The sequence below is a fragment of the Dysgonomonas termitidis genome (genome assembly GCF_054657735.1).
The window spans coordinates 690,671-717,091 of sequence record NZ_BAAHYD010000002.1; the positions used below are offsets into that span (position 1 = coordinate 690,671).

Annotated in this window: 26 protein-coding genes and 1 pseudogene; 10 read left to right on the forward strand and 17 right to left on the reverse strand. The window is 40.9% G+C overall.

Going from position 1 to position 26,421, the window contains the following annotated elements:
• Positions 1-115 precede the first annotated feature (115 nt).
• The 10 genes from ACYQ3L_RS06935 to ACYQ3L_RS06980 all read right to left on the reverse strand — a co-directional run bounded on the left by ACYQ3L_RS06935 (position 116) and on the right by ACYQ3L_RS06980 (position 8,629).
• Positions 116-991 (reverse strand): branched-chain amino acid ABC transporter permease, encoded by an 876-nt coding sequence (locus tag ACYQ3L_RS06935; protein ID WP_380001055.1) that lies wholly within the window; start codon positions 989-991, stop codon positions 116-118.
• A gap of 1 nt (position 992) precedes the next feature.
• On the reverse strand, positions 993-1,880 hold the full coding sequence (locus tag ACYQ3L_RS06940) for a branched-chain amino acid ABC transporter permease (protein ID WP_380001057.1): 888 nt from the start codon (positions 1,878-1,880) through the stop codon (positions 993-995).
• Positions 1,868-2,845, reverse strand: coding sequence for a polyprenyl synthetase family protein (locus ACYQ3L_RS06945; protein ID WP_380001059.1), 978 nt, complete (start codon positions 2,843-2,845; stop codon positions 1,868-1,870). The genes ACYQ3L_RS06940 and ACYQ3L_RS06945 overlap by 13 nt, the downstream gene beginning before the upstream one ends.
• 100 nt (positions 2,846-2,945) lie before the next feature.
• Positions 2,946-3,959, reverse strand: coding sequence for a hypothetical protein (locus ACYQ3L_RS06950; RefSeq protein WP_380001061.1), 1,014 nt, complete (start codon positions 3,957-3,959; stop codon positions 2,946-2,948).
• 9 nt (positions 3,960-3,968) lie between these two features.
• Complete coding sequence (locus ACYQ3L_RS06955) at positions 3,969-5,093, reverse strand: ABC transporter substrate-binding protein (RefSeq protein ID WP_380001063.1); 1,125 nt, start codon at positions 5,091-5,093, stop codon at positions 3,969-3,971.
• A 6-nt stretch (positions 5,094-5,099) separates the two neighbouring features.
• Positions 5,100-5,747 (reverse strand): ATP-binding cassette domain-containing protein, encoded by a 648-nt coding sequence (locus ACYQ3L_RS06960; protein ID WP_380001065.1) that lies wholly within the window; start codon positions 5,745-5,747, stop codon positions 5,100-5,102.
• Positions 5,741-6,391, reverse strand: a complete 651-nt coding sequence (locus ACYQ3L_RS06965) for an ABC transporter ATP-binding protein (RefSeq protein WP_380001067.1) — start codon at positions 6,389-6,391, stop codon at positions 5,741-5,743. Before ACYQ3L_RS06965 ends, ACYQ3L_RS06960 begins: the two co-directional genes overlap by 7 nt.
• A gap of 155 nt (positions 6,392-6,546) precedes the next feature.
• Complete coding sequence (locus ACYQ3L_RS06970) at positions 6,547-7,086, reverse strand: hypothetical protein (protein WP_380001069.1); 540 nt, start codon at positions 7,084-7,086, stop codon at positions 6,547-6,549.
• A gap of 21 nt (positions 7,087-7,107) precedes the next feature.
• On the reverse strand, positions 7,108-8,031 hold the full coding sequence (locus ACYQ3L_RS06975) for a relaxase/mobilization nuclease domain-containing protein (RefSeq protein WP_380001071.1): 924 nt from the start codon (positions 8,029-8,031) through the stop codon (positions 7,108-7,110).
• Positions 8,012-8,629: a MobC family plasmid mobilization relaxosome protein gene (locus tag ACYQ3L_RS06980; protein WP_380001073.1), complete on the reverse strand. Its 618-nt coding sequence runs from the start codon at positions 8,627-8,629 to the stop codon at positions 8,012-8,014. Before ACYQ3L_RS06980 ends, ACYQ3L_RS06975 begins: the two co-directional genes overlap by 20 nt.
• Before the next feature lie 664 nt (positions 8,630-9,293).
• Between ACYQ3L_RS06980 and ACYQ3L_RS06985 the strand changes: the two genes are divergently transcribed.
• From ACYQ3L_RS06985 to ACYQ3L_RS07015, 7 genes are all read left to right on the forward strand, one after another.
• Complete coding sequence (locus ACYQ3L_RS06985) at positions 9,294-10,070, forward strand: ParA family protein (protein ID WP_380001075.1); 777 nt, start codon at positions 9,294-9,296, stop codon at positions 10,068-10,070.
• Positions 10,070-10,567 carry a DUF3408 domain-containing protein gene (locus tag ACYQ3L_RS06990; RefSeq protein ID WP_380001077.1) on the forward strand — a complete coding sequence of 166 codons (498 nt, stop codon included), beginning with the start codon at positions 10,070-10,072 and terminating at the stop codon, positions 10,565-10,567. The genes ACYQ3L_RS06985 and ACYQ3L_RS06990 overlap by 1 nt, the downstream gene beginning before the upstream one ends.
• Positions 10,567-11,157 (forward strand): hypothetical protein, encoded by a 591-nt coding sequence (locus tag ACYQ3L_RS06995; protein WP_380001079.1) that lies wholly within the window; start codon positions 10,567-10,569, stop codon positions 11,155-11,157. The genes ACYQ3L_RS06990 and ACYQ3L_RS06995 overlap by 1 nt, the downstream gene beginning before the upstream one ends.
• 336 nt (positions 11,158-11,493) lie before the next feature.
• Entirely contained in the window at positions 11,494-11,772 is a 279-nt protein-coding gene (locus tag ACYQ3L_RS07000) for a helix-turn-helix domain-containing protein (protein ID WP_380001081.1), read from the forward strand.
• Position 11,773: 1 nt separating this feature from the next.
• A complete protein-coding gene (locus tag ACYQ3L_RS07005; protein WP_380001083.1) occupies positions 11,774-12,073 on the forward strand; it encodes a helix-turn-helix domain-containing protein in 300 nt (99 codons plus the stop codon).
• A 129-nt stretch (positions 12,074-12,202) separates the two neighbouring features.
• The gene (locus ACYQ3L_RS07010) at positions 12,203-12,727 is read left to right on the forward strand and encodes a helix-turn-helix transcriptional regulator (protein ID WP_380001085.1); all 525 of its coding nucleotides are present in this window, start codon (positions 12,203-12,205) and stop codon (positions 12,725-12,727) included.
• Entirely contained in the window at positions 12,705-13,430 is a 726-nt protein-coding gene (locus ACYQ3L_RS07015) for a nucleotidyl transferase AbiEii/AbiGii toxin family protein (protein WP_380001086.1), read from the forward strand. The genes ACYQ3L_RS07010 and ACYQ3L_RS07015 overlap by 23 nt, the downstream gene beginning before the upstream one ends.
• A gap of 326 nt (positions 13,431-13,756) precedes the next feature.
• Here the strand turns inward: ACYQ3L_RS07015 and ACYQ3L_RS07020 are convergent, their stop codons facing one another.
• The 3 genes from ACYQ3L_RS07020 to ACYQ3L_RS07030 all read right to left on the reverse strand — a co-directional run bounded on the left by ACYQ3L_RS07020 (position 13,757) and on the right by ACYQ3L_RS07030 (position 16,662).
• Positions 13,757-14,122 carry a virulence RhuM family protein gene (locus ACYQ3L_RS07020; protein ID WP_380001089.1) on the reverse strand — a complete coding sequence of 122 codons (366 nt, stop codon included), beginning with the start codon at positions 14,120-14,122 and terminating at the stop codon, positions 13,757-13,759.
• Between the two features lie 3 nt (positions 14,123-14,125).
• Positions 14,126-15,352, reverse strand: a complete 1,227-nt coding sequence (locus tag ACYQ3L_RS07025; protein ID WP_380001092.1) for a site-specific integrase — start codon at positions 15,350-15,352, stop codon at positions 14,126-14,128.
• An 80-nt stretch (positions 15,353-15,432) separates the two neighbouring features.
• The gene (locus ACYQ3L_RS07030; RefSeq protein WP_380001094.1) at positions 15,433-16,662 is read right to left on the reverse strand and encodes a tyrosine-type recombinase/integrase; all 1,230 of its coding nucleotides are present in this window, start codon (positions 16,660-16,662) and stop codon (positions 15,433-15,435) included.
• A 308-nt stretch (positions 16,663-16,970) separates the two neighbouring features.
• Here ACYQ3L_RS07030 and ACYQ3L_RS07035 point away from each other — a divergent pair.
• The 3 genes and pseudogenes from ACYQ3L_RS07035 to ACYQ3L_RS07045 form a co-directional block, all read left to right on the forward strand.
• A pseudogene (locus tag ACYQ3L_RS07035) lies at positions 16,971-17,168 on the forward strand (tyrosine-type recombinase/integrase); the annotation flags it as partial.
• Positions 17,169-17,226: 58 nt separating this feature from the next.
• The gene (locus ACYQ3L_RS07040; RefSeq protein ID WP_459952369.1) at positions 17,227-18,471 is read left to right on the forward strand and encodes a site-specific integrase; all 1,245 of its coding nucleotides are present in this window, start codon (positions 17,227-17,229) and stop codon (positions 18,469-18,471) included.
• Positions 18,472-18,668: 197 nt separating this feature from the next.
• Positions 18,669-20,219 carry an IS5 family transposase gene (locus tag ACYQ3L_RS07045; RefSeq protein WP_459952245.1) on the forward strand — a complete coding sequence of 517 codons (1,551 nt, stop codon included), beginning with the start codon at positions 18,669-18,671 and terminating at the stop codon, positions 20,217-20,219.
• Positions 20,220-20,439: 220 nt separating this feature from the next.
• Here ACYQ3L_RS07045 and ACYQ3L_RS07050 read toward each other — a convergent pair whose 3' ends face one another.
• From ACYQ3L_RS07050 to dxs, 4 genes are all read right to left on the reverse strand, one after another.
• Complete coding sequence (locus ACYQ3L_RS07050) at positions 20,440-21,522, reverse strand: CapA family protein (RefSeq protein WP_380000695.1); 1,083 nt, start codon at positions 21,520-21,522, stop codon at positions 20,440-20,442.
• Between the two features lie 18 nt (positions 21,523-21,540).
• Positions 21,541-22,998, reverse strand: a complete 1,458-nt coding sequence (locus ACYQ3L_RS07055) for a TrkH family potassium uptake protein (RefSeq protein ID WP_380000693.1) — start codon at positions 22,996-22,998, stop codon at positions 21,541-21,543.
• A gap of 10 nt (positions 22,999-23,008) precedes the next feature.
• Entirely contained in the window at positions 23,009-24,346 is a 1,338-nt protein-coding gene (gene trkA / locus ACYQ3L_RS07060) for a Trk system potassium transporter TrkA (RefSeq protein WP_380000691.1), read from the reverse strand.
• Positions 24,347-24,447: 101 nt separating this feature from the next.
• Positions 24,448-26,391, reverse strand: coding sequence for a 1-deoxy-D-xylulose-5-phosphate synthase (gene dxs / locus ACYQ3L_RS07065; RefSeq protein ID WP_380000688.1), 1,944 nt, complete (start codon positions 26,389-26,391; stop codon positions 24,448-24,450).
• Positions 26,392-26,421: the final 30 nt, after the last annotated feature.

The following is a 26,421-nucleotide window of genomic DNA, read 5'->3' on the forward strand; positions in this document are numbered from 1 at the left end:
CATTTGTATTCTATGGATTCGGCTCTGGGTATCAGAAAAGTAAAAGTCTAATTGATAGTCAGTCAATTAGACTTTTTGATTGGAGAAATTTTCCCCGCATTTTCCCCACCGATGCCTAAAAAAGATTATCAGCAGCTTTCCGTTCAAATCCCCGACTATACCGAAACATCATAAAAATCAATACCCCACCATAAATAATCTGCCGCATATTGGCAGCAATGGCATTCGGCATACCGACAAAGCGCAGGACTTCGGGCAAAAAAACAAGAAACGCTGCCGCAATAACACTTCCCCATAAATTGCGCATACCGCCGATAATGACAATGGAAAGGATAAAAATAGATTCATCGACTGTAAAACTTGTCGGGTCAATATAACTGATATAGTGTGCGTAAAGCACTCCCGGAACGGCGGCAAGCATCGCACCAACGGTAAAAGAGATAACTTTTGACAAATAAACATTTTTACCTAACGATTGTGTAAAAATTTCGTCTTCGCTCAATGCCCGCAAAGTAAGACCAAATGAAGAGGCGGTCAGTTTTTTCAGGAAAAAGAATATCAAAGCGACAAAAAACAATGTTAAAAGCAAAAATGCCCATTTACTTTCTATTGCAACTCCAAACAGTGAAATGGCAGGAATACCCGGAATGCCGAGCGGTCCTTTGGTGAGCGACATCCAATTGTTCATCAATGAAAAGACAATGACCTGAATACCCAAAGTGCAGATAATAAAATAGTCGTCTATCGTGCGCAAAGCAATAGCGGACACAACCAACGCCAATAATCCGCTTAACAGCATCGCTATCGGTAAGACCAACAAGAAAGGCACCCCGAAATTGACGGCAAGCAAAGCGGCGGTATATGCACCCACTCCGTAAAATCCTGCGTGAGCAAGCGAAATCATTCCGCCAAAGCCCGCAGAGAGATTTAAACTTTGCGAGAGCATTGCGTAAATGCCGACTAATATCAATAAATGTAACAGATATTCCATCTTATATTTCTATTTTCTTCAACCGTTTGCCACTAAAGCCGAGCGGTTTTCCTATTAAAAACAAAATCAGAATAATATAGGCAATGGCATCCATCCATTGACTGCCTATGTAGTATGCCGATAGGTGTTGAGCCGTTGCCAACAGCAAAGCACCGCCTACCAATCCCCAATTACTGCCTACGCCGCCGATAATCATCGCCACCACGCCATACAACAGCCAATTAAAACCCATCGTAGGTGTCATATCCGTATCGAAAGCAATCAAAATTCCGGCAACCGCCGCCAATGCCGAACCAATGCCAAACGACCACAAAATAATCCTGTCGGAATTGATACCGACAATATTACTCAATTCCGGATTACTGGCTACTGCACGAATATTACGCCCAATCCTGTTGTATTTCATAAAAAATACACAAGCCAAAAACAACGCCAAACAAATTACAATCGTGATAATCTGAATATCGGTAATATATGCTCCAAAAAATTCGTTGCCTACTTTGATTTCGCCTGTCCGCACGCTTTTGGTATCATCGCCCCAAAGCATAGATACGACATTTTGCAACACGGTGTAAAGCCCCAACGAGGCAATCATCAGTATCATTGGCGAGGCATTGCGTTTCCGTAATGGTTTATACAACATGATTTCAGATAACATACCAACAGAGGTAGCGGCTATAATGGCTAACGGAATTGATAAATATAATGGGAAATGCAACTGTTGCGAAAACAAATAGGTAAAATAGGCGGAAAAGGTTAGGGTAATGGCGTGGGCGATATGGAAAAAGCGTGTTGGATAGTAAGTCAATGAAAAAGAATATGACATTGTTAGATATAGCGAAAATGTCAATAATATATTTACAATGAACTGTGCTGTTATATTGAACATACTAAATTTGCTAAATCTATTAATTCTTTCTTTTGTCCGCCAAATTTAAATGGTTTTATACTATCAATTGCCTCTTTGCAAAGTCTTTCTAATTGCGAAATGCAATATTCAACTGATTTTGATTTTTCAATTATATCCAACAGAATATCAATATCATTACTTGAAAACGAAGATTTATTCCAAATTCTACAAAATTCTGTTTTATATTTTGGACTATTCAAAACATAAATAATAGGAAGTCGTTTTTTATGAGCAACTAAATCTTCTGCGATTATTTTACCGTTACTGCCATCTGTCAAGATATTTACTAAATCATCTCGTAATTGATATGCTGTACCCAATTTTAAACCATATTCAGACAATGCGTGATATTTTTGCTCATTAATACCTGCTATTACAGCACCTGATAAAAAAGATTTCTGAATGAAATAACCTGTTGTATAGGCAATCATCTCAAAATATTTTTCTTCTGTAATAATTGGCAACTTTTCATATTGTAAATCCCAAAATTGTCCAATACAAATTTTTTGATACGCTTCCTCCAAATTCGCAATTATCTTTCGTTTTTCTGAATCATTTATATATTGATTCTTTAAGATTATTTCGTTTGATAAACTTCTAAATAATTCTCCGATAATAACAGTATTTTTTATCCCGAATTTTTTGGGCATAGATTCTTGTCCATTGCGAATTGGAGAATCGTCAAAAATATCATCAATTATCAAAGTTGATATTTGCAATAACTCTATTGCTACTGCAATATCATAATAATTCGATTCTATCTTTTTATTACTCATATTAATACCCGTACAAAAAAGATAAGGGCGAAATAAAATGCCAATATCATTAATCGGGTATAACGATTGCCTTCTCACTTCCGTGTAAGAAGACAATCGTTCATCTAAAAAATGAATTAGTGAATCCTCAAACAGTTTTGATTTGTCTATTAGTTTTTTTATTAACATTGACAGACTTTTTTTGAGTTGAACTACTTTTCTGACTTGAATTTATCAAATCAGTCTTACTTTTGAAATTTACAATAAATTGTCCCATATATTTAAAAAATTATAATGTTATTGATTCGTATTGTTGAATATTATCATCAGAAAAAAAGTTTTTTATATTATCTACTGTTTCGTCTTTGTAACAGATTCTCGTTTTTTTATCATCTTTATCTTTGCCTATAATCCATTTATTTTTCCCAGATTCAAACAGAATAAAATCGTCATATTTTTCATTAGCATTTGACTTCCTTCTGATATCCTCAAAAGTAGTTGAATTACACCAATAAATATTATCAAATCCCCAATTTTTATGTTGAACTTTTATATCTTCTGTAATGTCTGTATTAGCATTTGAAATAAAGATTCTTTTTTTCTTATTCTTATCAAGCGTTTTATAAATATTATTCAAGTAATTTGTATAAAAAGCATAATCGTTTTTTTCTGTTAATTGTACAATTTCCAAGTTCCATACAGAAAATAATATTGACGGTTTTTGTAAAAGAGATTCTTTCAATAATACAGCATACAAATATGTAGATAAAGATACACCGCCTTCCGAGGCTTTTATATTTTTTATTAATTCATCAATATTTTTAAAATTAACATCTTTCAGGTGTGTTAAAAAATTATCCGTATTAGCAAATTGTTTGTATAATTCTACCGTAAATGCTTGTAATACAAAATGTTCATTTGCGGTTTCATTCATAGCATTTATAAATGTACGACTAAAAAGAATATGTAAAAAACATCTTTGCAGTTCCAAACTTAAAAAAAATGTCAATATTGAGAAACCTAAATTAATAGCAATTAAAAAGCACGGCTGAAAATTAATAGTCATACCCATAAGGGAGTATGGCGTTGCCTCAATATGCATACCCATCAATGATAGATTAAAAACGAATGTCAAAATAATTGTTATCCAAAAAGGGGTTGCATAATGTAAAATCCATTTTTTCCCCCACATTTTAACAACAAAGTTATGTAGTTTATCCTTGTTTTTATTGTGTTGGATTATCAAAAGACTAATGCCCGCTAATAAGATAAAACCTATTAATATCCAAAATATTGTGTGCATACTCAAAACCTATTTAATGATTACAAAATTTCCATTCGCTATTTTTTTAAATTGCATTGGTTTATTAACATCTCCATTCCTGTCAAACTCAATCAAACCTGAAGCCCCTTCATAAGATTTTATTTCAGTAAGCCCTTTTCTAATACCTTCACCTGTGGAGTTTCCTAATGATATTGCTTTTGCTATTAGATAGACAGCATCGTAACCCACATCACAAGTAATTGATATATCTTCGTGATAATAGTTTTTGTAATTTTTTCTAAAACTCGCAACTGTCGGATTATTAATATCAGGGTCTTTGGGGTATGGATAAATTATTCCTTCCGCTGCCTTTCCTGCCATATCAATAATTGTTTTATCTTCCATTGTTACTGTGCCTATGAGTTGACAATTAAATTTCAATTCTCGTGTTTGTTTGATAATAATAGCATTTTCTTTTGAATATCCTGCAATATAAAGTACATCAATATTGCTTGCTTTTATTTTCGCTAATTGACTCTTGAAATCATTAGCCCCTTGTTCATAATTTTCTTTGTTTAGAACTTTACCGCCTTTATTTGTAAATTCATCAGAGAAAACTTTACATAATCCATTCCCATAATCATTATTAACATAAATAATTGCTGCACGAGATAAATTGAGTGTATCTATCGCAAAATTAGCCGATAATTGTCCTTCTAGATTATCAGAATTCCAAATTCTAAAAAAATAAGGACTAATTCCCGACAATTTTGGATTAGTTGAACCTGTTGATAAAACTACAACTTTATTTTTATCTCCAATCGGGGCTATTGCCAATGCCACAGAACTTACGCTATTATCAATAACGGCTTGCACTTTATTCTCAATGAGTTTGTACATTGCAGTTACTCCTGTTTTGGAGTCAGCCTTACTGTCTTCATAAATAATCTGAATTTTATTTCCGTTAATTCCTCCTGCCTTATTTATTTCTTCAACAGCCAAATCAATACCTTTTTGGGTGTTTTTACCATAAACGGCAACATCTCCACTTAATGGCAAAATCGCACCGATTTTAATCACTTCTTGTTCTTTATTCATCTTATTCAGATAAACAAATACTCCGATTGCAATTATCGCAATCACTCCAATTGTAATAAAAATTTTCTTTTTCATACTATTTTAATTTTTAATAATTCCTAATTCTAATTCAATTACTTTATCTATTTGATTTTCAAATAAATACTTTTTGTGCTCTACGATAATAAAAGTTACATTTTCCTTTTTCAAATCGGCTATGCTATTTGCAATTATCTCGGAGTTTTGAGAATCAACCCCCGCAAACGGCTCATCAAGCAACACCAATTTCGGCTTATGCACCAGCAAACAGCCAAAAGCTAATAACTGCTTTTCGCCGCCGCTTAAATGGAACGGTGTGCGTTTTCGCAGCGTTTCAAGCATCGGCAGCGTTTCATAAACCTTTTTTACTCGTTCTTTGGCATCGGCGGTTGTGTAAATATTTGCCGAAGTAAGCAAATTTTCTTCCACCGTAAATTCCTCAAACACATTCTTCTTTTGCGGCATATAAGCAATGCCTTTCCGCAACATTTGCGCTGTGGGCAAAGCGGTAATGTCCTCGCCCTCAAAAATAATTTTTCCTTCTGCCGACCAAATTTTCAACAAACCATATATCGTTTTCAGCACTGTGCTTTTGCCTGAGCCGTTGCCGCCCGTCAGCAAAACAATTTCGCCTTTGCCGATTTCAAAGGAAACATCAGTCAGCACTTGCTTTTTGCCGTAACCTGTGGTTATGTGTGCTACTTTCAGCATACGATTACTCCTTTTTCCATTTGCAAAATATGGTCGCTTGTTGCATTGATATAATCGGTATTGTGTTCAATTTGCAAAATCGTTTTCCCCTCTTGTTTTAACTGCTTTATCAGGTTGGTAATTTTCAGCAAATTATCTTTATCAATGCCCGCTACTGGCTCGTCGATTAACAACAAATCGGCATCGTTGGCTATACAACAGCCGATAGTTAATAATTTTTGTTGTCCGTAACTTATCTCGCCCGCCAATTCATTGCGTTTTTCCAACAAAGAAACTTTTTCCAAAATTTCGTCTGCGCGTTTTTGCTGTTCTGTACTCGGATTGGCAAATAATTTCTTTTCCTGTGCCAGCAAAATATTTTCATAAACAGACATTTGTGTAGCAAGTCGCAAATCCTGAAATGTCCGCCCAATTCCCAAACGATTGACACGATAGGGTGCAAACCGCGCAATTTTCTTTCCTTTAAACTCCACAACACCAACAGTCGGTTTCAGAAATCCCGATATGATGTTGATTAAGGTCGTTTTGCCTGAACCGTTACCACCTTTGAGTGTATATACACAACCCTTTTCCAAACGGAGATTGACCCCATTCAGCACCTGTGCATCGCCAAAGGATTTATGTATATTTTTCAATTCAAGCATCTTATATTTTTACTTATCTCTATTTCTGCTATTAAAACTTCGGCCGCAAAGGTAGTAATAATCTTCGTGTCGGCAAAAAACATCACAAGAAACTTGCGTAATTCGATTTTTTGATTATGTATATTTCGGATATTCTTAAATGCAGTAGCAGACGCTTACTTGGTTTTTAACAATTCAACATTTTCCCGCAGTTTTTCTGCCTCCTCACTATTCCTTCGCACCCTTTCCAATCTTTCCGCCTGTTCCTGAACTAACTCCTCGTATTTCTCTACATGCTTACGAATGATTCGGATACTATCACCATACTTGAATTGCTGTTCCAACCAATAAAGATTTTCTTTACTGGTCTGTCCTTGCATCTTAATATACCTGTATTTCATGTCATTGTCTCGATATTGGCTAATCGTTTGCCGTTGGTTGGCAATTGCCCAAAATGAGCCAAGCACGATTACAGCCAATGCTACCCATGAAAGAAAAAACCAATTGGAACGTATATCAATCGTATGGCGGTGTTGATGTTCGATTATGGTGGGCTTTTTAACTTCGTCAATCACATTTTCAAACCGTTCTGTTATAGCATTTATAGCTGATAAATCAACCTCAACCTGTTTGTTCGGTTGCTTATCCAACTTACTATTTATTGTTTCAAACATTTCAAATATGGCGGAAGTATCCATTTTATTCGTATTGCTCATAATGACTTGTTTTTTAATGGTTTATAAATGATATCCTCTTTTCTTTTTCTTCTTGGGTTTAGTTTGTCGCATCAATTCCGCTTCATCGGGGTCATAGTTTGTTCCTGATGTCGGAATATCGAATAACCCACCCAAAGCAGAAACTGTATTTTCCAAAACAGAAGATTGATTTTGGGAATGATTATGTGCGGATTGAACATGAATATCTTGCGTCCTGTCATTTTGTTTCAGTTGAAAATCAATCTTGCTGTAACTGAATTGCCTGTCAATCTTTGAGCCATTGAATATATATCCGTTCTTTTCAAACCGAATGCCCTGAACTTCATTGGTGTTGCCCTTGTATTTCAAACTGATTACGATACCTTGCTTTTTCAGTTCGTCATTCAGGTCTTTCCAATTTTTGCACTTCGGAATGGTTGCGTTCAGGGCATCAAAAATTTCGTATTTTGTTTTATCCGGCTCTTTCAAGCGATGCCGTTTTACATTTTCTTTGCCTTGTGCAAAGTACAATCCGTGCTTTTCGGTCAGCTCCTTGCATATCTTTTCACTACGGTAACGGTCGTTCCTGTCCGAAATCGTTTTACCATCGTTATCTATCCGATTGAAAACGATGTGGATATGCGGATGTTCCTTGTCGTAATGCCGACCAATGATGTACTGTGTATTTATAATTCCCATTTTTGTCATGTACTCTTTCGCAATCTGCACCATTTTCTCATTGGTCAATTTATCCTTGTCCTGTGCCGAGAAATCCAATGAAATATGACCGACCGTTTTGGATACTTTTGGGTTTAACCCGGCTTGAGTGATGAAATTTCGTATAATGGATTCACGGCTTTTCAGGCGAACGCCTTCCGATGCAATTAATTCCGTTTGCTTGGCTTTGTCGAGAACGTAATTGATTACGCCCTTGAAACTTTTACCTTTAACTATCTTGGCTACCATTTTCTAAAAGATTTAATGTGTTATCAATTTTATCCGCCAGATAGAGGTATTCGCTTCGGGCATCGGTGTAACCCTCGGCATTTGCTTTTTTCGCAATCTGATTCAGATTGTTTCCCATGCCGGAGAGTTTGCGGATACAGTCCATTTGTTCTGTTGTCAATCGTTGGCGAACTTGGCAACCGGTAATTGTCAATCGCGCCACTTCGGTACAGGTCATTCCTGCTTGGGTTGCTTTTGCTTTCAAGGCGTAATAATCTTTCGTGCAAAGATTGACCGCTATCCGGTATTTCAGTTTTTCGGCGGGACTTAATTTCGGTCGCCCGCCTTTTTTGTTTTTCATTATCATCATCCTTTTTACAAGTTTGAATGGAGACCAGCGGGATAATTCAGAGTTTCGATGCACTCGAAACATAAACTTGCTTCTATGACGAAAAGCAAAAAAAGAAGAGACAAATGTCTCACTGTTTTTTTGGTTGACGGCATCGTTAATGCTTAACTTCGGGCATACCACTAAACAGCCCGGATCATTTAATACTTGATAATTCTCAAAAATGCGGCTTGGATAAGAGGCCGCCGATACTGCTTTTTTACTTTTCATTAGTCTGTTATTTTAATGATACAGACCACGAATTAAATAATAATATTTCTTGAATTACAATGCTTTACCCGGATCGGATTATTCTGCGGAGACTCGCTGCATATTACTATTTCAGGCATAAAAATACCGGTGTGGACTGCTGCGGTTTGCCAGCTCTATAATTTAGGTAAATGACCTCATGCAAAAAATATAATTTCCTCTTTTAAATAAATCAAACCGATAGAACCATCATCATTTTAGTGCAGAATAAAGCCATCCTATGCAATAGAAACCAGTATTATACACTGATAAATAAGTTGTTATATATTCGCATCTAAAAGTCTTATAAACTTACAGTTTGCAGTTTTTACAGATTAAAAAACAGATTATTTTCAATTTGTATATAAAACATTAAAAATTGGAGGTTGGTAAACCGGCTATTTTTCCAATAGCCTTTCATATTTGACAAACCGGTAATTATCAAACTTGAAAAGTTGGTTGTTTGGTAATTTGGAAACAGGAAGACTTGAAGATTTCACAACATGAAAGGTTGATCGTTTTAGTATTTTATTGAAAATAAGATGATTTGATAATCTGATAGTAATTTATGCAATTTTCAATCAAGAAGTAAAAACTGAAAATTTTCTAAATAATAATATGTCTAATTTTAAAACTATCAATCCGTATGAAACAGAAACCTTTATTTATCGCTTTCTCCACCCAGAAGGGGGGAGTAGGTAAAAGTACCTTCACTGTCCTGGCAGCAAGCCTGCTACATTATCAGAAAGGATTGAATGTCGCCGTGATAGACTGCGACTATCCGCAGTGCAGTGTCTATGACATGCGCAAGCGGGAGATCCGTCAATTAGAGACCAACCTGCACTACCAGTCTAAAGCTATCTCCCTGTTCGAATCGCTAGGTAAACAGACTTATCCGATTGTCTGCTCCAAGCCGGAAGAAGCTATATCCAGAGCAGAAGAATTTTTATCAAAAGAGCCTGCCGATTATGATGTCGTCTTTTTTGATTTGCCCGGAACAATTAACAACGAAGGGGTGATCGCTACCTTTATGGGGATGAATTATGTTTTTGTTCCCATGTCCCCTTCCCGTCTCTCGATGGAAAGCACCCTCTCGTTTATTATCCCCGCCAGCGAGTTGATCCGGGAACATACGGATATAAAGCTAAAAGCTATCCACCTGTTCTGGAACCGTATCGACGGGCGTATCAAAAAAGAGTGGCTCACCCATTACCAAGGCGTTATCCGAGAGTTCGGTTTATCCCTGATGCAGACAGCCATTCCCCAATCCGTTCGCTACGACAGGGAGCAATCTCTGGAGGGCAGCGATGCCATCTTTCTCTCCACCATATTCCCTGCCGATAAGAACCTTGTCAAAGGCAGCAATCTGGATCTGCTGGTGGATGAGCTACTGGAAATTACTCACTTAAAACCCCGAATATAATGGTAACAAAAAAAACAGCAAATAAATACGATGATCTGCTCAAATTGGTACATAACGGTATTGATCCGGATCAGCCTGTATATAAAACAGAGCAGGAAGAAAAAGCAGCGGAGTCTGTAGATACAGTACTTGTCGATGCCGTAACAGATGATTCTTTTGTTACAAAAACAGAACAGGCTGAGAAAATAGATAGCACAACTGTACCTGCTCAGTTACCCACAGAATTATCGGTAACTAAAGCTCCCGCAAAAAGAAAACGTAAGACTCAGGATGACTATCAGGAGGTGTTCTTTGTACGGGTGGATTTTACCCACCGTAAACCACTTTATATTACGGCAACTACCCATCGCCGCCTGATGCGTATTGTCCACCTGATGGACGAATCCAAAGCCACGATTAGCAGCTATGTGGAAAATATCATCCTGAACCACCTGGAGACCTTCAAAGAGGATATAGAAACTATTTACCGTACAAATAATCTTAATCCGACAGAATAATGGATACATTTATACAAATCCATGTGGTGATAAGCCTTTGGCTATGGACCGGATTGTTTCTGAGTAGTCCATTGCTCCGAAAGGCATTTATGGATATGCACCGCAGCATGGCATCGGATATATATGAAGCAATGAAGAAACAAATGGTAAAACTATTTAGAATAGTAGCCGACTTTATATCACGTAAATTAAGAAAAGCTTCATATTACATCGAAGAGAGCAGCTATGAGCTGCGTGTAAGCGTAGCCCGTTCCCTTGTCAGCAAGGAGCTGTTGGAAGAATTAATGCATAAGAACCTTGTTGCTGCTATCTCCCGGGCACGGATGTTAGATCAGGGAGATTCCGGGGTGATGTGGGATGATCTTGAAACAATGGCAGATCTGGCTACCGGAAAAGAGGTTGGGTACGAAGGCAAGAAAACTTCGGTAGAGACAGCTTTCAAGTTATGCAATACGGATTTCTTCGAACAACTGATCACCCGTATTCCCCGTGCCCAGGAACGCATCCTGCTGGCACTGGACCGGATAGAAGACAGCAGCCCATATGAGTCGGTCAGAAATGAAGCATACCGCAAGTTTATAAGGGGATAAATACTAATCCCGTACAAAACAAATAAAAGAGAAACAGCCCGCGAATCAATTTTCGTGGGCTGTTTCTCTTTTATTTCCGGGATCGGGAAATTGGGATTGATTCACTCAGGCAAAGCCACCGGCTTCCAAACCGAAGCCACTGGCTGCCAGTAGACTTTGAGTACTGAAACCTCTTCCGAATTAATTATTTCTTTGTTCTTGAAATCGCCCCAAAGTGTCAAATGATGCCAATAGCTGCCGAATGATGCCAGCGTCAATAACTTTGCTGTTTAGCCGATTTTTTGTATATATATTTATGCTGTAAACGAAATTATTCATTCTAAAATATGAAAAGTTATGGAAATAATAAACATTGAAGCCCAAACCTTCGAATCGATGATGAACCGTTTCGAAGCCTTTACCCGGAAAGTGGAAAACCTGTGCGGGGATCATCAGGACAAAGGTCTTCACCGCTGGCTGGATAATCAGGATGTATGCCGGATACTCAACATCTCCAAACGTACCCTGCAAACATACCGGGATAATGGTACACTGGCTTATACCCAGATCAATCACAAACTATTCTACAAACCGGAAGATGTGGAAGCAGTTATTAACAAATTAAAATCAAAGTAGTATGAGTAACGAAATTATCACAAGGGAGAATGATCGTATAAAACGGTTCTTCGGTTCGCTGGACAGGATGCTGGACAAAATCGAATCCGTGCTGACAGGATGTAAGCCAACACTGAATGGCGAGCGTTTCTTGACAGATCAGGAGGTATCGAACAGGTTAAAGGTTAGTCGAAGGACTTTGCAGGATTATCGAACTACAGGGAAAATACCTTATATCCAATTGGGAGGAAAAGTGCTGTACAGGGAAAGCGATATCCAGAAGATGCTGGAGGAGAACTACCGAGAAGCCTTTCGACAGTAAGGTGATAAAAAAAAAATAAACAAAATCATTTATTTTTATTATCTTTGCAACAGCTAGATCGAAGTTAAGAGGTTCCTGACAGATCAGTATCGTACCCAAACTTCATTGTCACACAAAAACAGATTTACTATGTTGCCCAGTATCGAACAAATAAAAGGTGTACATCCCGGCTATATCCTGGAGCGGGAACTCAGGAAGCGGCATATAACCAAGAAAGCATTCGCCGCCTCGATCGGAGAATACGAGCAGGTTATCGGAGAAGTTACCAAGCGCAGGCGGCGGATCAATCCCGTTTTGTCATTGAAGATGGACAAGGCGCTGGAGGCTCCGCAAGAGGGTTACTTTATGCTTCTGCAAACCTATTTCGATCTGGCAGAGGCTCAAAAGGAGCTGAACCGGAATATCCATCCCGACCTGTCAAAAATTCGAAAGGTTATCTTCTGGGATACCGATTTCGACCTGATCGACTGGATCAGAAACAAGCGGTTTGTTATCGAGCGTGTGTACCATAGAGGCAATGAGACGGAAATGGAAGAGATTATCCGTTTCTATGGCAAAGATGAAGTCGATAAGGTTGTCGAACAAAGTAAACAAATCACCCTTACACGGGAAATAAACAGAAAAGACAGTAATGAAAACAAAATTATATTATAATACAATAAAGGATGAGCTTCACTCCGTCCTGACCCGGCTGATGACGGCTGATGAGTTGGAAGCGTTCCGCCTGGTAGGCGGCACATCGCTGAGCCTGCAACTGGGACATCGCATATCGGTCGACATAGACCTTTTTACGGATGCCGAGTATAAAAGCATTGACTTTGATGCAATAGATAAATTCTTACGCAATAACTTCCCCTATGTGGATTCTCCTTCATTTGGAGAGGTGGCATTTGGTAAATCATATTACGTTGGCCAAAATGCAGAAAGAGCTGTCAAAGTGGATCTGTATTATACCGACCCCTATATCAGGCCTGTACAGCAGGTTGACGGTATTCGTATGGCACACATAGAGGATATTGCTGCCATGAAGCTGGAGGTTGTCGGCAATGGAGGCCGTAAAAAGGATTTTTGGGATCTTGACGAGCTTTCACAGACCTATTCCCTTGAACAGATGCTCGGATTTTATGAAGAACGTTATCCGTACTCATATACCAAAGAGGAGATACTCAAATCACTGGTCTGTTTTGAGTCGGCGGATGAAGAGTCTGACCCCGTATCATTGAGAGATAAACCCTGGCAGCTGATCAAGCTAGATATTGGGGATATAGTCAAACGGTACAGCCAACAGCAGAGTCAGAATCAACGCCCCAACATTCAACCCAAGCCGCCAAAGAGAGGGAATAGTTTAAAAATGTAATGGGCTATGGATTCATCTGCCGGAGTAAGTCATTGACTTTTGTCAGCCTCCAGCCCTTTGTCTGAGAAAGTTTGCAGGAAAACGTTAAGTAATGGCTACCGTTAACCGTTCAAAGTTATTATCGGCCAAGCGGTTATTCTGCGGGCAGTCGCCCTCTCAAAACGGGCTGGACGGCCATAAGCGGAAATAACCGATACTTGGACGGTAAATAACTTGAAACGCATTATAGATAAGTAGATGGAATAACAAGTACATGACAGGCTTTCCTTAAGAAAAGCCTGCCATGTTTATAGGTATGCCTGTTTATCTCTAATTGGTTAAGAGCTTCAATTCAACATATAATTTTGAATAGATATTATTGGCATTTCAGGGATTTCTTTTCTTACGGCTTTACCACAGAGCCATTCTCTAAATACCTCTGCATTTCTTGACTGAATTCGGAAAGCAAGAGCGATAACCATATCCAGCCCATAATAATCCGGATAGATATTTTTCCCTTCAACTACACAGTCCATCGAATCATCGCCCCGGACAACACCTGATTTTTCAATATCTCGAATGAGCTTCTTTGCCGTCTGATAATAGATACCGAACAGATCGGCAATATCAGAAACACTCATTCTTACATGACCTGGAACAGCAACTATTCCATTCTCTGTTATTGTAATTACTCCTCTTATTCCTTCTTTCATGGTTTATAGTATTATTGCGGTTTGATTTGCTGTATTTTGCACTGTTTTTCTCCGTTCCATCAATTTGTCCATATCCTCCGATATTTTATCGTCTGTTACTTTGGCATAGCCTTGTGTCGTGTTGATATTGGCATGCCCCATCATTTTGGCAATGCTCTCGATGGAGATACCTGCTGATAATAAAAGGGTTCCAAACGAATGGCGGCTTTTATGGTAGGAGAGAGGCTCTTTCAACCCGGCGACAATACCTATTTGGTTGATGTCGTTCCATATTACATTCCGGTTTTCGGGTAATGGAAATACAGGACTTGTGTCATCTGTGGTATTATATAAATTAAGGATCTGTTCGGCTACCGGATGTAGCGGAATAAATGCTTCCACATCAGTCTTTACCCTGCGTTTTCGGATATAAGGTCTGCCTTCTGCTGTTTTTCCGATATGGCGGGGATAAAGCCTTTGCATATCCACATAAGCCAGCCCGCTGAAAGCCGAGAAAATAAATGTCCGGCGAACCAGTTCCATCATCCTGCTATGCATCGGAGTTTCCATGATCCGTTTGAGTTCGCTCCGTGTGATGTATTTGAGTTTGGGAGCATCTTTCTTCTCGTAAGCAAGCTCTTCAAGGGGATTGGCTCTTAATATCTCCTGATCGACAGCAATGTAGATAAGCCTGTTGAGCCAGCATAGGTGCCGGTTGGTATGGCTGGAGCTAAAACCCAGTTCCCCTTTACAGAATAGTTTGAAGGATTCCCCGAAGGCTTCGGTTATATCCGAAAAGGAAATATCTTCCATTCTCCGGTAGCACAGGTACTCTTTCAGATTCCGTTGTGTGAGTTTGGACTGGCGGTAGGTAGAAGTAGAGGCTATTTCCAACGAACGCAGGCGCAGCCGTTCTAGTTCAGCTTCTCCTGCTTGCAACAGCATCGTGGGAACAGCATTTACCCCCGCAATGGTATTTTTCAGTAACTCCGCGCTGACAACACCTGTGTTTTTTAGCATGCTTTCGTAGGCTCGTTCCAATTTAGCCCGGAATTTAGCCAGACAAGTATTATTTCGCTCGCTGTCGGTAGAACCTTTCCTTGCGTTCCATTCTTCGGGATTGCAATAGATCCCTGTCGAAAGAACACTTTGTTTGCCATCTATACTGATTCGGCACAGTACAGTCGTTGTACCATCAGTTTTTACCTTGTTTCTGTTGATATAGAATAATATATTAAATGTTGATCGCATGATGTACAGGTTTAAAGAGTTAATATTCAAAAATTTAATGATTGATAATTTGATAATAAATGAAATTAGAAAATCAGAGATTACAGAACCAGTTTCAAATCCCGGGTTGCCTCTATGTATTTATCCATATCTTCGAAGAGCTTTTTGGGAGTAACACGGGCATAGACCTGTGTAGTGGTTATGTTGTTGTGACCGAGCATTCTACTAATTGTTTCTATGGGTACGCCCTCTTCAAGCGTGACCAGGCTGGCAAACGAATGTCTCCCGGCGTGGTAGACCAGATCTTGCGATAGATTAGCCATAATCCGCAAGCCTTTCATATTGGAGCGCAAGGTGGCATAGTGTTGCTTCGGGAACAGGGTTTCCCGACTCTCATCTTTGTATTTTTTGATCAGGTCAATGGCTTCGGGAAGCAACTTAACCCGTGCCAGCAATTCGTTCTTCTTCCGGCGGTATTTCAACCAGAGACAGCCTTCTTCGTCCGTGATGATATTCTCCTTTGTGATAGAGACTGTATCGGCATACGAAGTCCCTGTATAACATGCAAACAGGAATAAATCCCGTGTAATGATATGGGAGGTTCTGTTTTCGGGTATTTCCAGATCCCTGACCTTCTCGAAATCCTCACGGCTTAATGCTTTGGGTGTGGTTTCTTTTTGCTTGGGCAGCTTGTAGTGGGCAAAATGGCATTTTTCGGAATGGCCTTCCTTATAGGCTATCTTGCACACTTTCTTCAACAAGGCGAGATAGTGGCGTAGTGTATCCATTGCCAATCCCTTATCCAGCAGTACAAAATCCTGAAACTCCCGGATAAACTGTTCGTTAAGCTGCCCGAAAGCCAAATCGGAGCTATTGAACTTCTTTTTGATGAATTCGGCTAAGGCTCGCTGGGTGTAAGTATATGTAGGGAGAGTACCCGCTGCACGGTCGATACCGATACGCATCTTTAACTCATCGGTGAGACGGTCAAAGAGTTTCAACAGGGTCATTTGGGTTTCTACACTTCCTTGAAACTGATTCTTGATATCTTCGGCTGTAAATCGTTGCTTCCGCTCCAACAGGGATTCATAAGCAGAATTGACGGCGAGCAGTAGCTTGTCTAATTTGGAATTAACAATAACCGCTTCACGGCTCTTCCCGTTCAGACGGCTCTCACGGGGATTCCAAAGGGAGGGAGTGCAGGAGAGTTTACAGCTGAACTGTATCATCGAACGCCCAACGGTTATTCTTCCCATGATGGGGACTTTACCCGATTTATCCAAACTACTTTTTTTGAGGTAAAGTAAAACCTTGAATTTTTCTTGCTTCATAACACTTATAGTTTTTTATGGGCTTTGTCGTCAGAAATCTGACGACAAAGTTACCGGTTTTATAAGTGCTCTTTGTTATGCAAAATATTGTGAATCAGTACAAAATAACCCAATCTATACTTCTCCAATCTGCCACAAGTTACCTGTTTTAATCCGGTAACTATCGTGGTAACGGATTGGTAACTCAAATACTGCAATATTTGGCTATATCCTGCTTTTTAGCAAAATAGCAAATTAGAGTAATTTGATTCATTTAAAACGAGTTACGTTTTATTTACCCCGATTCGCTCGTTACCGTTTTAATGAGTATTGTTCATTCAGCGCGCCACAGCTTTGCAAGCCTTATTACGCTCGAAGAGGGCGTTCCGATAGAAACGATCAGTAGGATGCTCGGGCACAGCAATATCCAGACAACACAAATTTACGCCCGCGTCACCCCGAAGAAGCTTTTCGAAGATATGGACAGGTTTATAGAAGCAACCGGCGATTTGAAGCTGATCCTTTAGTTCCCTGATTCTGTCAACCTTTAAATTTTTGAACTTTAAATCTTTAAATTTATAAATCATGCGCAGTACATTCAAACTGTTATTCTATATCAACCGGGCAAAAGTAAAGTCCGACGGCACAACAGCCGTTATGTGCCGGATCAGCATCGACGGCAAAATATCCGTTCTTACGACAGGTATTTACTGTCCGCCCGATGACTGGAACGCCAAAAAAGGCGTGATCAAAACGGCAAGGGATAACCATCGCCTGACAGAGTTCCGTAACCGCATTGTAAATACCTATGAGCATATCCTTAAACAACAGGGAGCGGTCAGCAGCGAACTTTTGAAAAATACGATAGCCGGTATAAACTCTATTCCTACCTGCCTGCTTGAAGCAGGTACAGTGGAACTGGAACGTTTACGGATTCGTTCGACAGAGATAAACTCAAATTCAAACCACCGGGAGTCCAGGCTTATGCAAACCAACCTGCGGGAATTTCTGCTCTCCAGGGGGATGGAAGATATTGCTTTTACGGATATCACCGGGGAGTTCGGGGAATCATTCAAAATCTACCTGAAAACAGTGCACAACCGGAAGAATTCCTATATAAACCGGAGTCTGACATGGCTGAACCGCCTTATCTACATTGCCATCGATCAGGAGGTATTGAGGAGCAATCCGCTTGAAGATGTACGGTACGAAAAGAAAGAACCCGCCAGGCACCGCTATATAAGCAAACAGGACTTAAAGCGGATTATGGAAACCCCGGTGAGCGACCCACGCCTGGAACTGGTGCGCAGGGCTTTTATTTTCTCTTCGCTGACCGGCCTTGCCTACGTGGACATATACGGCCTTTATCCGCGCCATATCGGTAAAACGGCAGAAGGCAGGCTCTATATCCGGAAACAGCGGGTAAAGACACATGTAGAGGCATTTATACCCTTGCACCCGATAGCCGGGCAGATACTTTCACTTTACAATACCACCGATGACAGTAAGCCTGTATTTCCTTTACCTGTACGCGATATGATTTGGTGGGATATAAACCAGATCGGAGTTTCCATGGGATTTAAAGAGAACCTTTCCTACCATCAAAGCCGGCACAGCTTCGGGACACTGGCGATTTCGGCAGGACTCTCCATCGAGAGTATTGCCAAAATGATGGGGCATGCGAATATTTCCACGACACAGGGTTATGCACAAATCACGGAACAGAAAATATCGGAAGATATGGACAGGTTAATGATACGCAGGAAAAAAGACGCTCCGGTAACAGATGCAGGCCTGGATAAGACAGCAGGGACACATGACAACCAATGACATATCCAAACTATAATACCAACGGCAGGCTTCACATGAATAGCCTGCCGTTTCACAGTATCATAGTATCCTGCAAAATACTTACCAGACGGAAATTACCTGAACTTCTCCCTGTAAGTAGGGTCTGCTGATAAACTGATAATTCGTTAAGGATGAGTGAAAATACTTATATTTGTTTTTTCCAAATGCAAGGATATATGAAGAAACAGCGCAAAAGTCGTGCACTTAGTCCCAATTATGCGAGTCCGAATCAGTTGGTTTTATCGGGATTTGAAAATCCATTCGATCAGCAACTCGATCCGGGAAACCGTTGGGTTGTATTGTCCCATTTGATTCCCTGGGATGAGATTTGCAATCTTTACCTCAAACATGTAGGGGTTAGTTCAACGGGTCGACCGGGATTGAGTCCTCGTGTGGTTTTGGGTTCTCTAATGATCAAGCATCTTTGCAATTTGGATGATCGGGAGACAGTGAGTCAGATTTCGGAAAACATCTATATGCAATACTTTCTGGGGTACTGTAGCTTCACCCATGAAGCCCCATTTGATGCTTCACTGTTTGTGGATTTACGAAAACGCTTGGGTCTAGATACGATCAATGCGATCAACGAGCGGATTGTTCAGTTGAAGACAGGGATGGAGTTTGTGAAAAAAGAATCGGATAAAGACGATTCCGGCATTGATCCTGATGAGGATTCCTTATCCGGTGGCTCAGCGAACAAAGGCCGGATCATTTTTGATGCTACTGCTTGTCCACAGGATATTGCTTATCCAACGGATTTGAATCTGCTCAACGAAGCTCGTGAAATATCGGAAAACCTGATTGATCAGCTCTATACCCATCTGTTACATGATAAAAAGCCGCGTAGCTACCGCAAGGTTGCTCGCAAACGCTATCTGAAGACAGCCCAGAAGAAGAAAAAGAGCAAGAAAGAGATCAGAAACTCCGTTCGCATTCAATTGGGGTATCTCAAGCGGAATATAAATTCTATCCATCGGTTGCTGGATGCTTATCCTAACCTTCCCTTAAAGAAGAAGGATCGGAAATATTTGTATGTTATCCAGACCTTGTTTGATCAACAGTTGTACATGTATAAGTCCAGGACGCATACAGTGGAAGACCGGATAGTAAGCATCCATCAACCTCATGTACGCCCCATAGTCAGAGGAAAGAGTCAAGCCAAGGTAGAGTTTGGTTCCAAGATACATGTTTCCATTATTGATGGCATCTCGTTTCTGGATGAACTTTCCTGGGATGCTTTTAACGAGGGAAGTCACATGGAGCACTATGTTGAAAAGTATCGTGAACGGTTCGGATGCTACCCCCGCGAAGTACTCGCTGATCAGATTTACTGTAGTCGTCCCAATCGGGTTATGCTCAAGGAAAAAGGCATCAAACTTTTAGCAAAGCCACTGGGCAGGCCTTCGCCCATGTCAATTCATGTAAGTCCGGGAGAGCGTAATCCAATAGAAGGAAAGTTTGGACAAGCCAAAACAGGTTATGGCTTAAACCGTATCAAAGCCAGACTCCGACAAACAAGCGAATCATGGATTGCCTGCATCTTCCTTGTGCTAAACCTGGTCAAATTGGCGGGGATGGCACTCCCGTGTCTTATTCAGAACTTATGGTTTAGTTTTTCAGCATTGCTGTTGGAGATAATCGCTAATAAATCGGATGGACGCAATAATAGTTATCGGAACCGGGAAATAGCGGACGCAAACCGAATTAAATATGAATTGGTCTGCTGAGTTTTTCAGCAGACCCTACTTTAATCAATACTTCAAAGAGCTCCGGCAATCAGCTACATATATAGATAAACTTTTTCAAAAAGGTAAAAATTTGGTTTGCCCTGACAAATTGGATGTTGGGATAAAGTGAAAACTTCATCTGCATAGTTAGCTGTTATCTTTTTCTATTGATTGGAAAGGCAGGCGGAAAGATTACTCATCGTGAATCCATTCCATCAGACTAATCATTCTCCCATAAGCTCTCAACTGCATTCTTCGCGTTGGTAGCAAAAGTCTGCATTTTCAGGAACGATTCTTCTCCTAATTTTTCCCGTCCCAGCTCATTATCGAAAGAGGCCACAGGGAGCAGTTCAAAAAAGGATGGAGTATCCTTGTCTTTCATCAGCTTGTTGACCCAGACAAGGGAGTATGAACAGGAATTTATCTTAACAGGGTTATTCCCATCTTTGCTGATGTCTATTTTTACCATCATCCCACCTGTTGTATTTACAGGTTTCATGGCTGAAATCAGGTTTCCCATCGAGTATACGATTATATTCCTGATTCCTTCCCCGTCTTTTTGTATGTCTATAGGCTGCACTACATGCGGATGTCCGCCAATAACCAGACGTACCCCGTTACTGACAAGAAAATCGGCAAGCTCTTTTTGTTCCTTGTTATGTTTTAGTACATATTCTATGCCCCAATGCATATTGGCTATAATAATATCGGCTTTCATTATCTTGGCCAGTTCTATGTCTTTCAGTATCTGTTTTTTGTCGATATAATTAACTATATTGGGCTTCGTAACGCTATATCCGTTTGTATCATAGGTGTAGTTTAGCATAGCGATACGGATGCCGTTCTTTATCATCATCAGGGGATAATACAAGTCCCGCTTTTCCCCGTTGGTGAAAACACCTGTGTGCTTTACCTTCATAGAATCCAGTACCGTGATGGTGCGCTCCAATCCCTTCTTCCCTTTGTCCAGAATATGGTTGTTCGACAACAGGAATATATCGAATCCGGCATCTTTCAGCGCGCATGCGTATTTATCTGGGGAACCGAAGCGGGGGTATCCGGTGTATCCCTCACCTGGCAAGGTGGTTTCCAGATTGACAACTGCTATATCCGCCTGTTTGATTTCATCTGCTACAAACCGGAAGTACGGAGAGTAGTCGTAGCCTTCATTTGTCTTCGCTGCATCGAGCTGTCCCTTGTGCTGCATGGCATCTCCGGCAAAAAGGAAACTGACTTTCTGTTCTTGCGCGATAACAGTGCAGGTAAAGAATGTTGCGGCAAGAAGCGTGTAGTGTTTTTTCATTTATATAAGAATCGGTTATTATCTTCTCCAGAAAGCGGGCATAAACAAAGAAAGTACTGTAAACAGTTCCAGGCGGCCTGTGAGCATCAGAAAGCAAAGGTACCATTTGGAAACTGTAGGCACATCGGAAAAATGCCCGTTAGTGCCGATTTCAGCCAGGCCTCCGCCGACATTTCCTATACAGGAAATAGCCGCGCCCAGGGAGTTCTCAAATTCCATCCCCGACAAAGACAGGAGCAGGCAGCTGATAATAAGTATTCCCAGATAAAGGAATATGAAAGCCAGTACTTTTGTGACAATGTCCATGGTAATCACCCGGTCATTGAGACGAATAGGAAGTATGGCGTTCGGGTGTACCTGCCGTTTAAATTCATTGATCGAATTTTTGAAAAGTATAATGATACGCACGATCTTAATACCGCCCGCCGTAGACCCGGCACACGCTCCGAAAAGCATGAAGATGACAACCACGAACTGATAGAACGCACCCCAATTCATAAAGTTTTCTGTCGAAAAACAAGTCGTTGTCAGCATGGAAACGACCTGAAACAGTGATGTGCGGAATGTTCTTTCCACGCCTTCTATCTTTCCCGAAGAATATAGCCCGACAGCGATAATGGATACGAAGATAATAATGATAAGGACGTACCATTTAAACTCTTCGTTCCTGAGGAGTTTTTTAGGATCGCCTTTCATGAAGAAGTAGATAAGAGGGAAGTTAATGCCGCCTATGAACATGAATATCGTAATAACATACTCTATATAAGCAGAATCCCAGTAAGCGATACTATTTTGCTTGGTTGAGAATCCGGCAGTGGAAATGGTGGTGAAAGCGTGGCAGACAGAGTCGAATATATTCATCGGGCCCAGCCACAACAATAGGATAAGTATGCCGGTGAGAAATATATAAACTACCCAGAGCCGTTTGGCTATCTGTGAAATGCGCGGGCGGAAACGGTCATATCCGATCCCTGTGACCTCGGCATCGTACAGTACGGAGGCATTCCCTCCCATGGGCAAAATAGTGGCAACGAACACGACGATACCGAGTCCTCCCATCCATTGGGTTATACTCCTCCAGAAAAGCAGGCCTTTGGGCATGCTCTCTATATCGGTCAGTATGGTCGCTCCTGTAGCGGTAAAGCCGGATATTGTTTCAAAATAGGCGTTGCTGATGCTTGGTATCGAGCCGCTGAAATAGAATGGCAGCATACCAAAGGCGGAAAGGATTATCCACGACATGGCCACCATCAGAAAGCTTTCGCGTTTACCTATCGGCTTTACATAATCCTCGGTTCCGGACAGACGCAGGAACACACCTGCAAAGAAAGTTATCGTAGAGCTTATCAAGATCGCATCACCGGCTATTTCATGCGAATAGTACGAAACAACAGTCGCGGCCATCATAAACAGAGATTCTATGATGAGTAAAAAGCCGATAGTTTTTAATACAAAACGATAATTGAAATTGCTCATTCGTAATCGGTTAATGGAACAGCTTCTCCGCTTCGCGCAGTGAGTCGTCGAGACAAAGAACTACTACATGGTCGTAAGGCTCAATCATGGTTTCCCCGTCGATCATCATTGGTTCCCCATTGCGTATCAGGCCTCCCAAGGTCACATTTTTCGGTAATATTATATTTTTTACTTCTTTCTTGGTTATCCGGGAATTGGGGCGGGCTATTATTTCCGCTACATCGGCATTAGCCACGGTCAGCGACTTTACGTTGGATACGTCTGCGCTGAGCAGGAAACGGTAGATATTGCTTACCGTAATAAGCTTCTTATTGATGATACTGCCTATATCCAGATTTTCAGCCATTGAGATATAATCCATATTCTCTATTTCGGCCACCGTTTTTCTTACGCCGAAACGCTTGGCTGCCATACAGGCCAGTATATTGGCTTCAGAGTTTCCGGTAACGGCAATGAAGGCGTCTATATCCTTTATGCCTTCCTGCAGCAGGAATTCGGCATTGCGCCCGTCGCTATGGTAGACGGTTACATTCTTCGGCAGTTTTTCCAGTAACTGATAGGATTTTTCCTTATCTGATTCCAGCAGCTTTATATTAGTGGAGTCGGGCAAATATTGGCAGGTACGGATAGCGATGCGGCTGCCGCCCATTATCATCACGTTTTTTACATCAAAAGTCGCTTTACCCGCGATTTTGGGCAAATCGCCTATATTGTCTTTGGTGACGGTAAAAAAGACAATGTCTCCGGCCAGTACCTGGTCACTGCCTTTGGGTATGATGGTTATATTCTTTCGTTTGATGGCGACGATATGAAATATCTTATCTTCCTGTCCCAATTCATAAAGATGTTTGTTTACAAGTTCGGAATTCTCCCGTACTTTAATTCCGGCCAGAATGATGTTGCCGTCGCAGAGTTCTATCCACTGGCGCACCCACGGACGCTTCAGGGCTGAAACAATTTCTTTGGCCGCCAGCATTTCGGGATAAACCATCGAGTTTATTCCCAGCTTACCAAAGAACTCTTTGTTTTTTGGTAAAAGGTACTCGTAATTATCTATCCGGGCGAAAGTTTTCTTTGCCCCCATATTCGAGGCCAACATACACGCTGTTATATTGACAGACTCATCAGGGGTAACCGCTATGAACAGATCAGCTTCTTCAATATCCACTTCGGTCAGGTCTTTCAGTGATGTGCATGACCCGGCCATAGTCATCATCTCCAGGTTCGTATTTGAAAAATTGAGCTTGTTTTTATCAGTATCCATCAAGACGATATCCTGATTTTCCACTGATAATAGTTTTGCCAGATGTGTGCCTACTGCTCCTGCTCCTGCGATTACAATTCTCATAGACATATTATCTATTTAAGGTCTCAAACCTATTCATTACTTTTTTATCTATAACACCAAGAGTTGGTTGTAATAAAAAAAATTGCATTAAATACTTTCTCTTACTTGTATATATTCTCATGTTGCTGAGGTACGACATTATACCGGATCAATGTTTCCTGCATACGTTTTGCCAGTCCCGGGGCATCTATTTCACAAAGCTTATTCAACTCTTTTATAGAACCATGAGTAACAAACTCGTCCGGTAAGCCTACACGGGTAACATTTATATTATGATAATTATTTTCTGAGAAATATTCAAGTACGGCACTGCCCAATCCCCCGTTTTCGACCCCATTCTCAATGGTCATAACATTTTCGAAATTCTCGGCTACTTCTTTCAGTAATGCCTTGTCTATTGGTTTCAGGAATATCATGTCGTAATGGGCAATGGAATATCCCTCACTTTCTATTGCGGCTATCGCCTCCCGGGCGGCATTTCCGATAGGGCCTATTGTGAGTACGGCCAGATCCTTACCGTTTTTCAGCTTTCGTCCTTTACCGATTTCGAGTTTCTCCATTTTACATTCCCAATCACATAGTACGCCCTGCCCCCTGGGATAACGGATAACAAATGGCCCGTCATGTCCATAAGCGGCAGTAAACATCAGGTGGCGGAGATAATGCTCATTGTATGGTGAGGCGATTACCAGATTCGGAATACAACGCATATATGCGAGGTCGAATGCTCCGTGGTGAGTAGGCCCGTCTTCGCCGACCAGCCCGGCCCTGTCGAGACACATTACTATATGCAGGTTCTGTAAGGCTACGTCATGTATCACCTGGTCGTAGGCCCGCTGCATAAAAGATGAATATATGTTACAAAATGGCAGAAGCCCTTCTTTTGCCAGTCCGGCCGAATAAGTTACGGCATGTGCTTCGGCAATGCCCACATCGAAGGCCCTGTCAGGGAATTCCTTCATCATGTATGTCATGGACGAACCTGTTGGCATGGCAGGAGTAATACCTACTATTTTTTCATCCTGCTGTGCCAGTTCGACAAGAGTATGCCCGAAAACATCCTGGAATAGTTGAGGCTGGTCTTTCGATTTTACAACAATCCGCTCTCCGGTCTCTTTATCGAACTTACCGGGCGCATGCCATACTGTAGCGGATACTTCCGCCGGTTTGAACCCCTTACCTTTCACAGTATGTATATGCAACATCTTTGGTCCTTTGAGATCTTTGATGTTCTGTAAAATGCGTACCAAACCACGCAGGTCGTGTCCGTCCACGGGGCCAAAATAACGGATGTTAAATCCTTCGAAAAGGTTATGCTGCTTGGTCAGTAGAGACTTAAGGCTATTGTTGAAACGGAGGATAAAGTTTTTACCTTTTTCCGTGATCAGGTTTCCTTTCTTAAACTTCTGATAAACATCGTTCCTCACACGGTTATAAGTCGGGGAAGTTGTCATTTTTACCAGATAATCTCGTATTCCGCCCACATTGTCGTCGATCGCCATATCATTATCGTTAAGGATAATAAGTATATCGTTAGGCTGGGAATTTGCATTGTTCAGTGCCTCAAAAGCCAGTCCTCCCGTCATGGAGCCATCACCGATGACTGCCACCACATGTCTGTCTTCCTTTTTCAGGGCCGAAGCCACAGCCATACCTAATGCCGCCGAAATGGAATTGGACGCGTGTCCGGCAATGAAAGCATCGTATTCACTTTCTTTCGGATTGGGAAATCCGGCCAGGCCACCAAACTGGCGGTTGGTATGGAATCTGTCTTTTCTTCCTGTGAGTATTTTATGGCTATATGCCTGATGTCCTACATCCCAGACGATGCGGTCGTATGGGGTATTGTACACATAGTGAAGGGCAACGGTTAACTCTACTGTACCCAGGCTGGAACCGAAGTGCCCCGGATTATTGCTTAACTGGTCGATAATAAAGGTCCTTAAATCTGAACAAAGAGTTTCCAGCTCTTCTATGCTCAGGTTTTTCATGTCGGAAGGATAATTTATCTTCTCTAGTATTGATATATCGTTTTGTTCACTCATAATCGTTTTCTTCAAATATAGAACCGCCTC

Bases quoted from the DNA above. Each gene is read 5' to 3' on its own strand.
- ACYQ3L_RS06935 (WP_380001055.1), bottom strand. From the start codon at position 991: ATGGAATATCTGTTACATTTATTGATATTAGTCGGCATTTACGCAATG.
- ACYQ3L_RS06940 (WP_380001057.1), bottom strand. From the start codon at position 1,880: ATGTTCAATATAACAGCACAGTTCATTGTAAATATATTATTGACATTT.
- ACYQ3L_RS06945 (WP_380001059.1), bottom strand. From the start codon at position 2,845: ATGTTAATAAAAAAACTAATAGACAAATCAAAACTGTTTGAGGATTCA.
- ACYQ3L_RS06950 (WP_380001061.1), bottom strand. From the start codon at position 3,959: ATGCACACAATATTTTGGATATTAATAGGTTTTATCTTATTAGCGGGC.
- ACYQ3L_RS06955 (WP_380001063.1), bottom strand. From the start codon at position 5,093: ATGAAAAAGAAAATTTTTATTACAATTGGAGTGATTGCGATAATTGCA.
- ACYQ3L_RS06960 (WP_380001065.1), bottom strand. From the start codon at position 5,747: ATGCTGAAAGTAGCACACATAACCACAGGTTACGGCAAAAAGCAAGTG.
- ACYQ3L_RS06965 (WP_380001067.1), bottom strand. From the start codon at position 6,391: ATGCTTGAATTGAAAAATATACATAAATCCTTTGGCGATGCACAGGTG.
- ACYQ3L_RS06970 (WP_380001069.1), bottom strand. From the start codon at position 7,086: ATGAGCAATACGAATAAAATGGATACTTCCGCCATATTTGAAATGTTT.
- ACYQ3L_RS06975 (WP_380001071.1), bottom strand. From the start codon at position 8,031: ATGGTAGCCAAGATAGTTAAAGGTAAAAGTTTCAAGGGCGTAATCAAT.
- ACYQ3L_RS06980 (WP_380001073.1), bottom strand. From the start codon at position 8,629: ATGAAAAGTAAAAAAGCAGTATCGGCGGCCTCTTATCCAAGCCGCATT.
- ACYQ3L_RS06985 (WP_380001075.1), top strand. From the start codon at position 9,294: ATGAAACAGAAACCTTTATTTATCGCTTTCTCCACCCAGAAGGGGGGA.
- ACYQ3L_RS06990 (WP_380001077.1), top strand. From the start codon at position 10,070: ATGGTAACAAAAAAAACAGCAAATAAATACGATGATCTGCTCAAATTG.
- ACYQ3L_RS06995 (WP_380001079.1), top strand. From the start codon at position 10,567: ATGGATACATTTATACAAATCCATGTGGTGATAAGCCTTTGGCTATGG.
- ACYQ3L_RS07000 (WP_380001081.1), top strand. From the start codon at position 11,494: ATGGAAATAATAAACATTGAAGCCCAAACCTTCGAATCGATGATGAAC.
- ACYQ3L_RS07005 (WP_380001083.1), top strand. From the start codon at position 11,774: ATGAGTAACGAAATTATCACAAGGGAGAATGATCGTATAAAACGGTTC.
- ACYQ3L_RS07010 (WP_380001085.1), top strand. From the start codon at position 12,203: ATGTTGCCCAGTATCGAACAAATAAAAGGTGTACATCCCGGCTATATC.
- ACYQ3L_RS07015 (WP_380001086.1), top strand. From the start codon at position 12,705: ATGAAAACAAAATTATATTATAATACAATAAAGGATGAGCTTCACTCC.
- ACYQ3L_RS07020 (WP_380001089.1), bottom strand. From the start codon at position 14,122: ATGAAAGAAGGAATAAGAGGAGTAATTACAATAACAGAGAATGGAATA.
- ACYQ3L_RS07025 (WP_380001092.1), bottom strand. From the start codon at position 15,352: ATGCGATCAACATTTAATATATTATTCTATATCAACAGAAACAAGGTA.
- ACYQ3L_RS07030 (WP_380001094.1), bottom strand. From the start codon at position 16,662: ATGAAGCAAGAAAAATTCAAGGTTTTACTTTACCTCAAAAAAAGTAGT.
- ACYQ3L_RS07040 (WP_459952369.1), top strand. From the start codon at position 17,227: ATGCGCAGTACATTCAAACTGTTATTCTATATCAACCGGGCAAAAGTA.
- ACYQ3L_RS07045 (WP_459952245.1), top strand. From the start codon at position 18,669: ATGAAGAAACAGCGCAAAAGTCGTGCACTTAGTCCCAATTATGCGAGT.
- ACYQ3L_RS07050 (WP_380000695.1), bottom strand. From the start codon at position 21,522: ATGAAAAAACACTACACGCTTCTTGCCGCAACATTCTTTACCTGCACT.
- ACYQ3L_RS07055 (WP_380000693.1), bottom strand. From the start codon at position 22,998: ATGAGCAATTTCAATTATCGTTTTGTATTAAAAACTATCGGCTTTTTA.
- trkA (WP_380000691.1), bottom strand. From the start codon at position 24,346: ATGAGAATTGTAATCGCAGGAGCAGGAGCAGTAGGCACACATCTGGCA.
- dxs (WP_380000688.1), bottom strand. From the start codon at position 26,391: ATGAGTGAACAAAACGATATATCAATACTAGAGAAGATAAATTATCCT.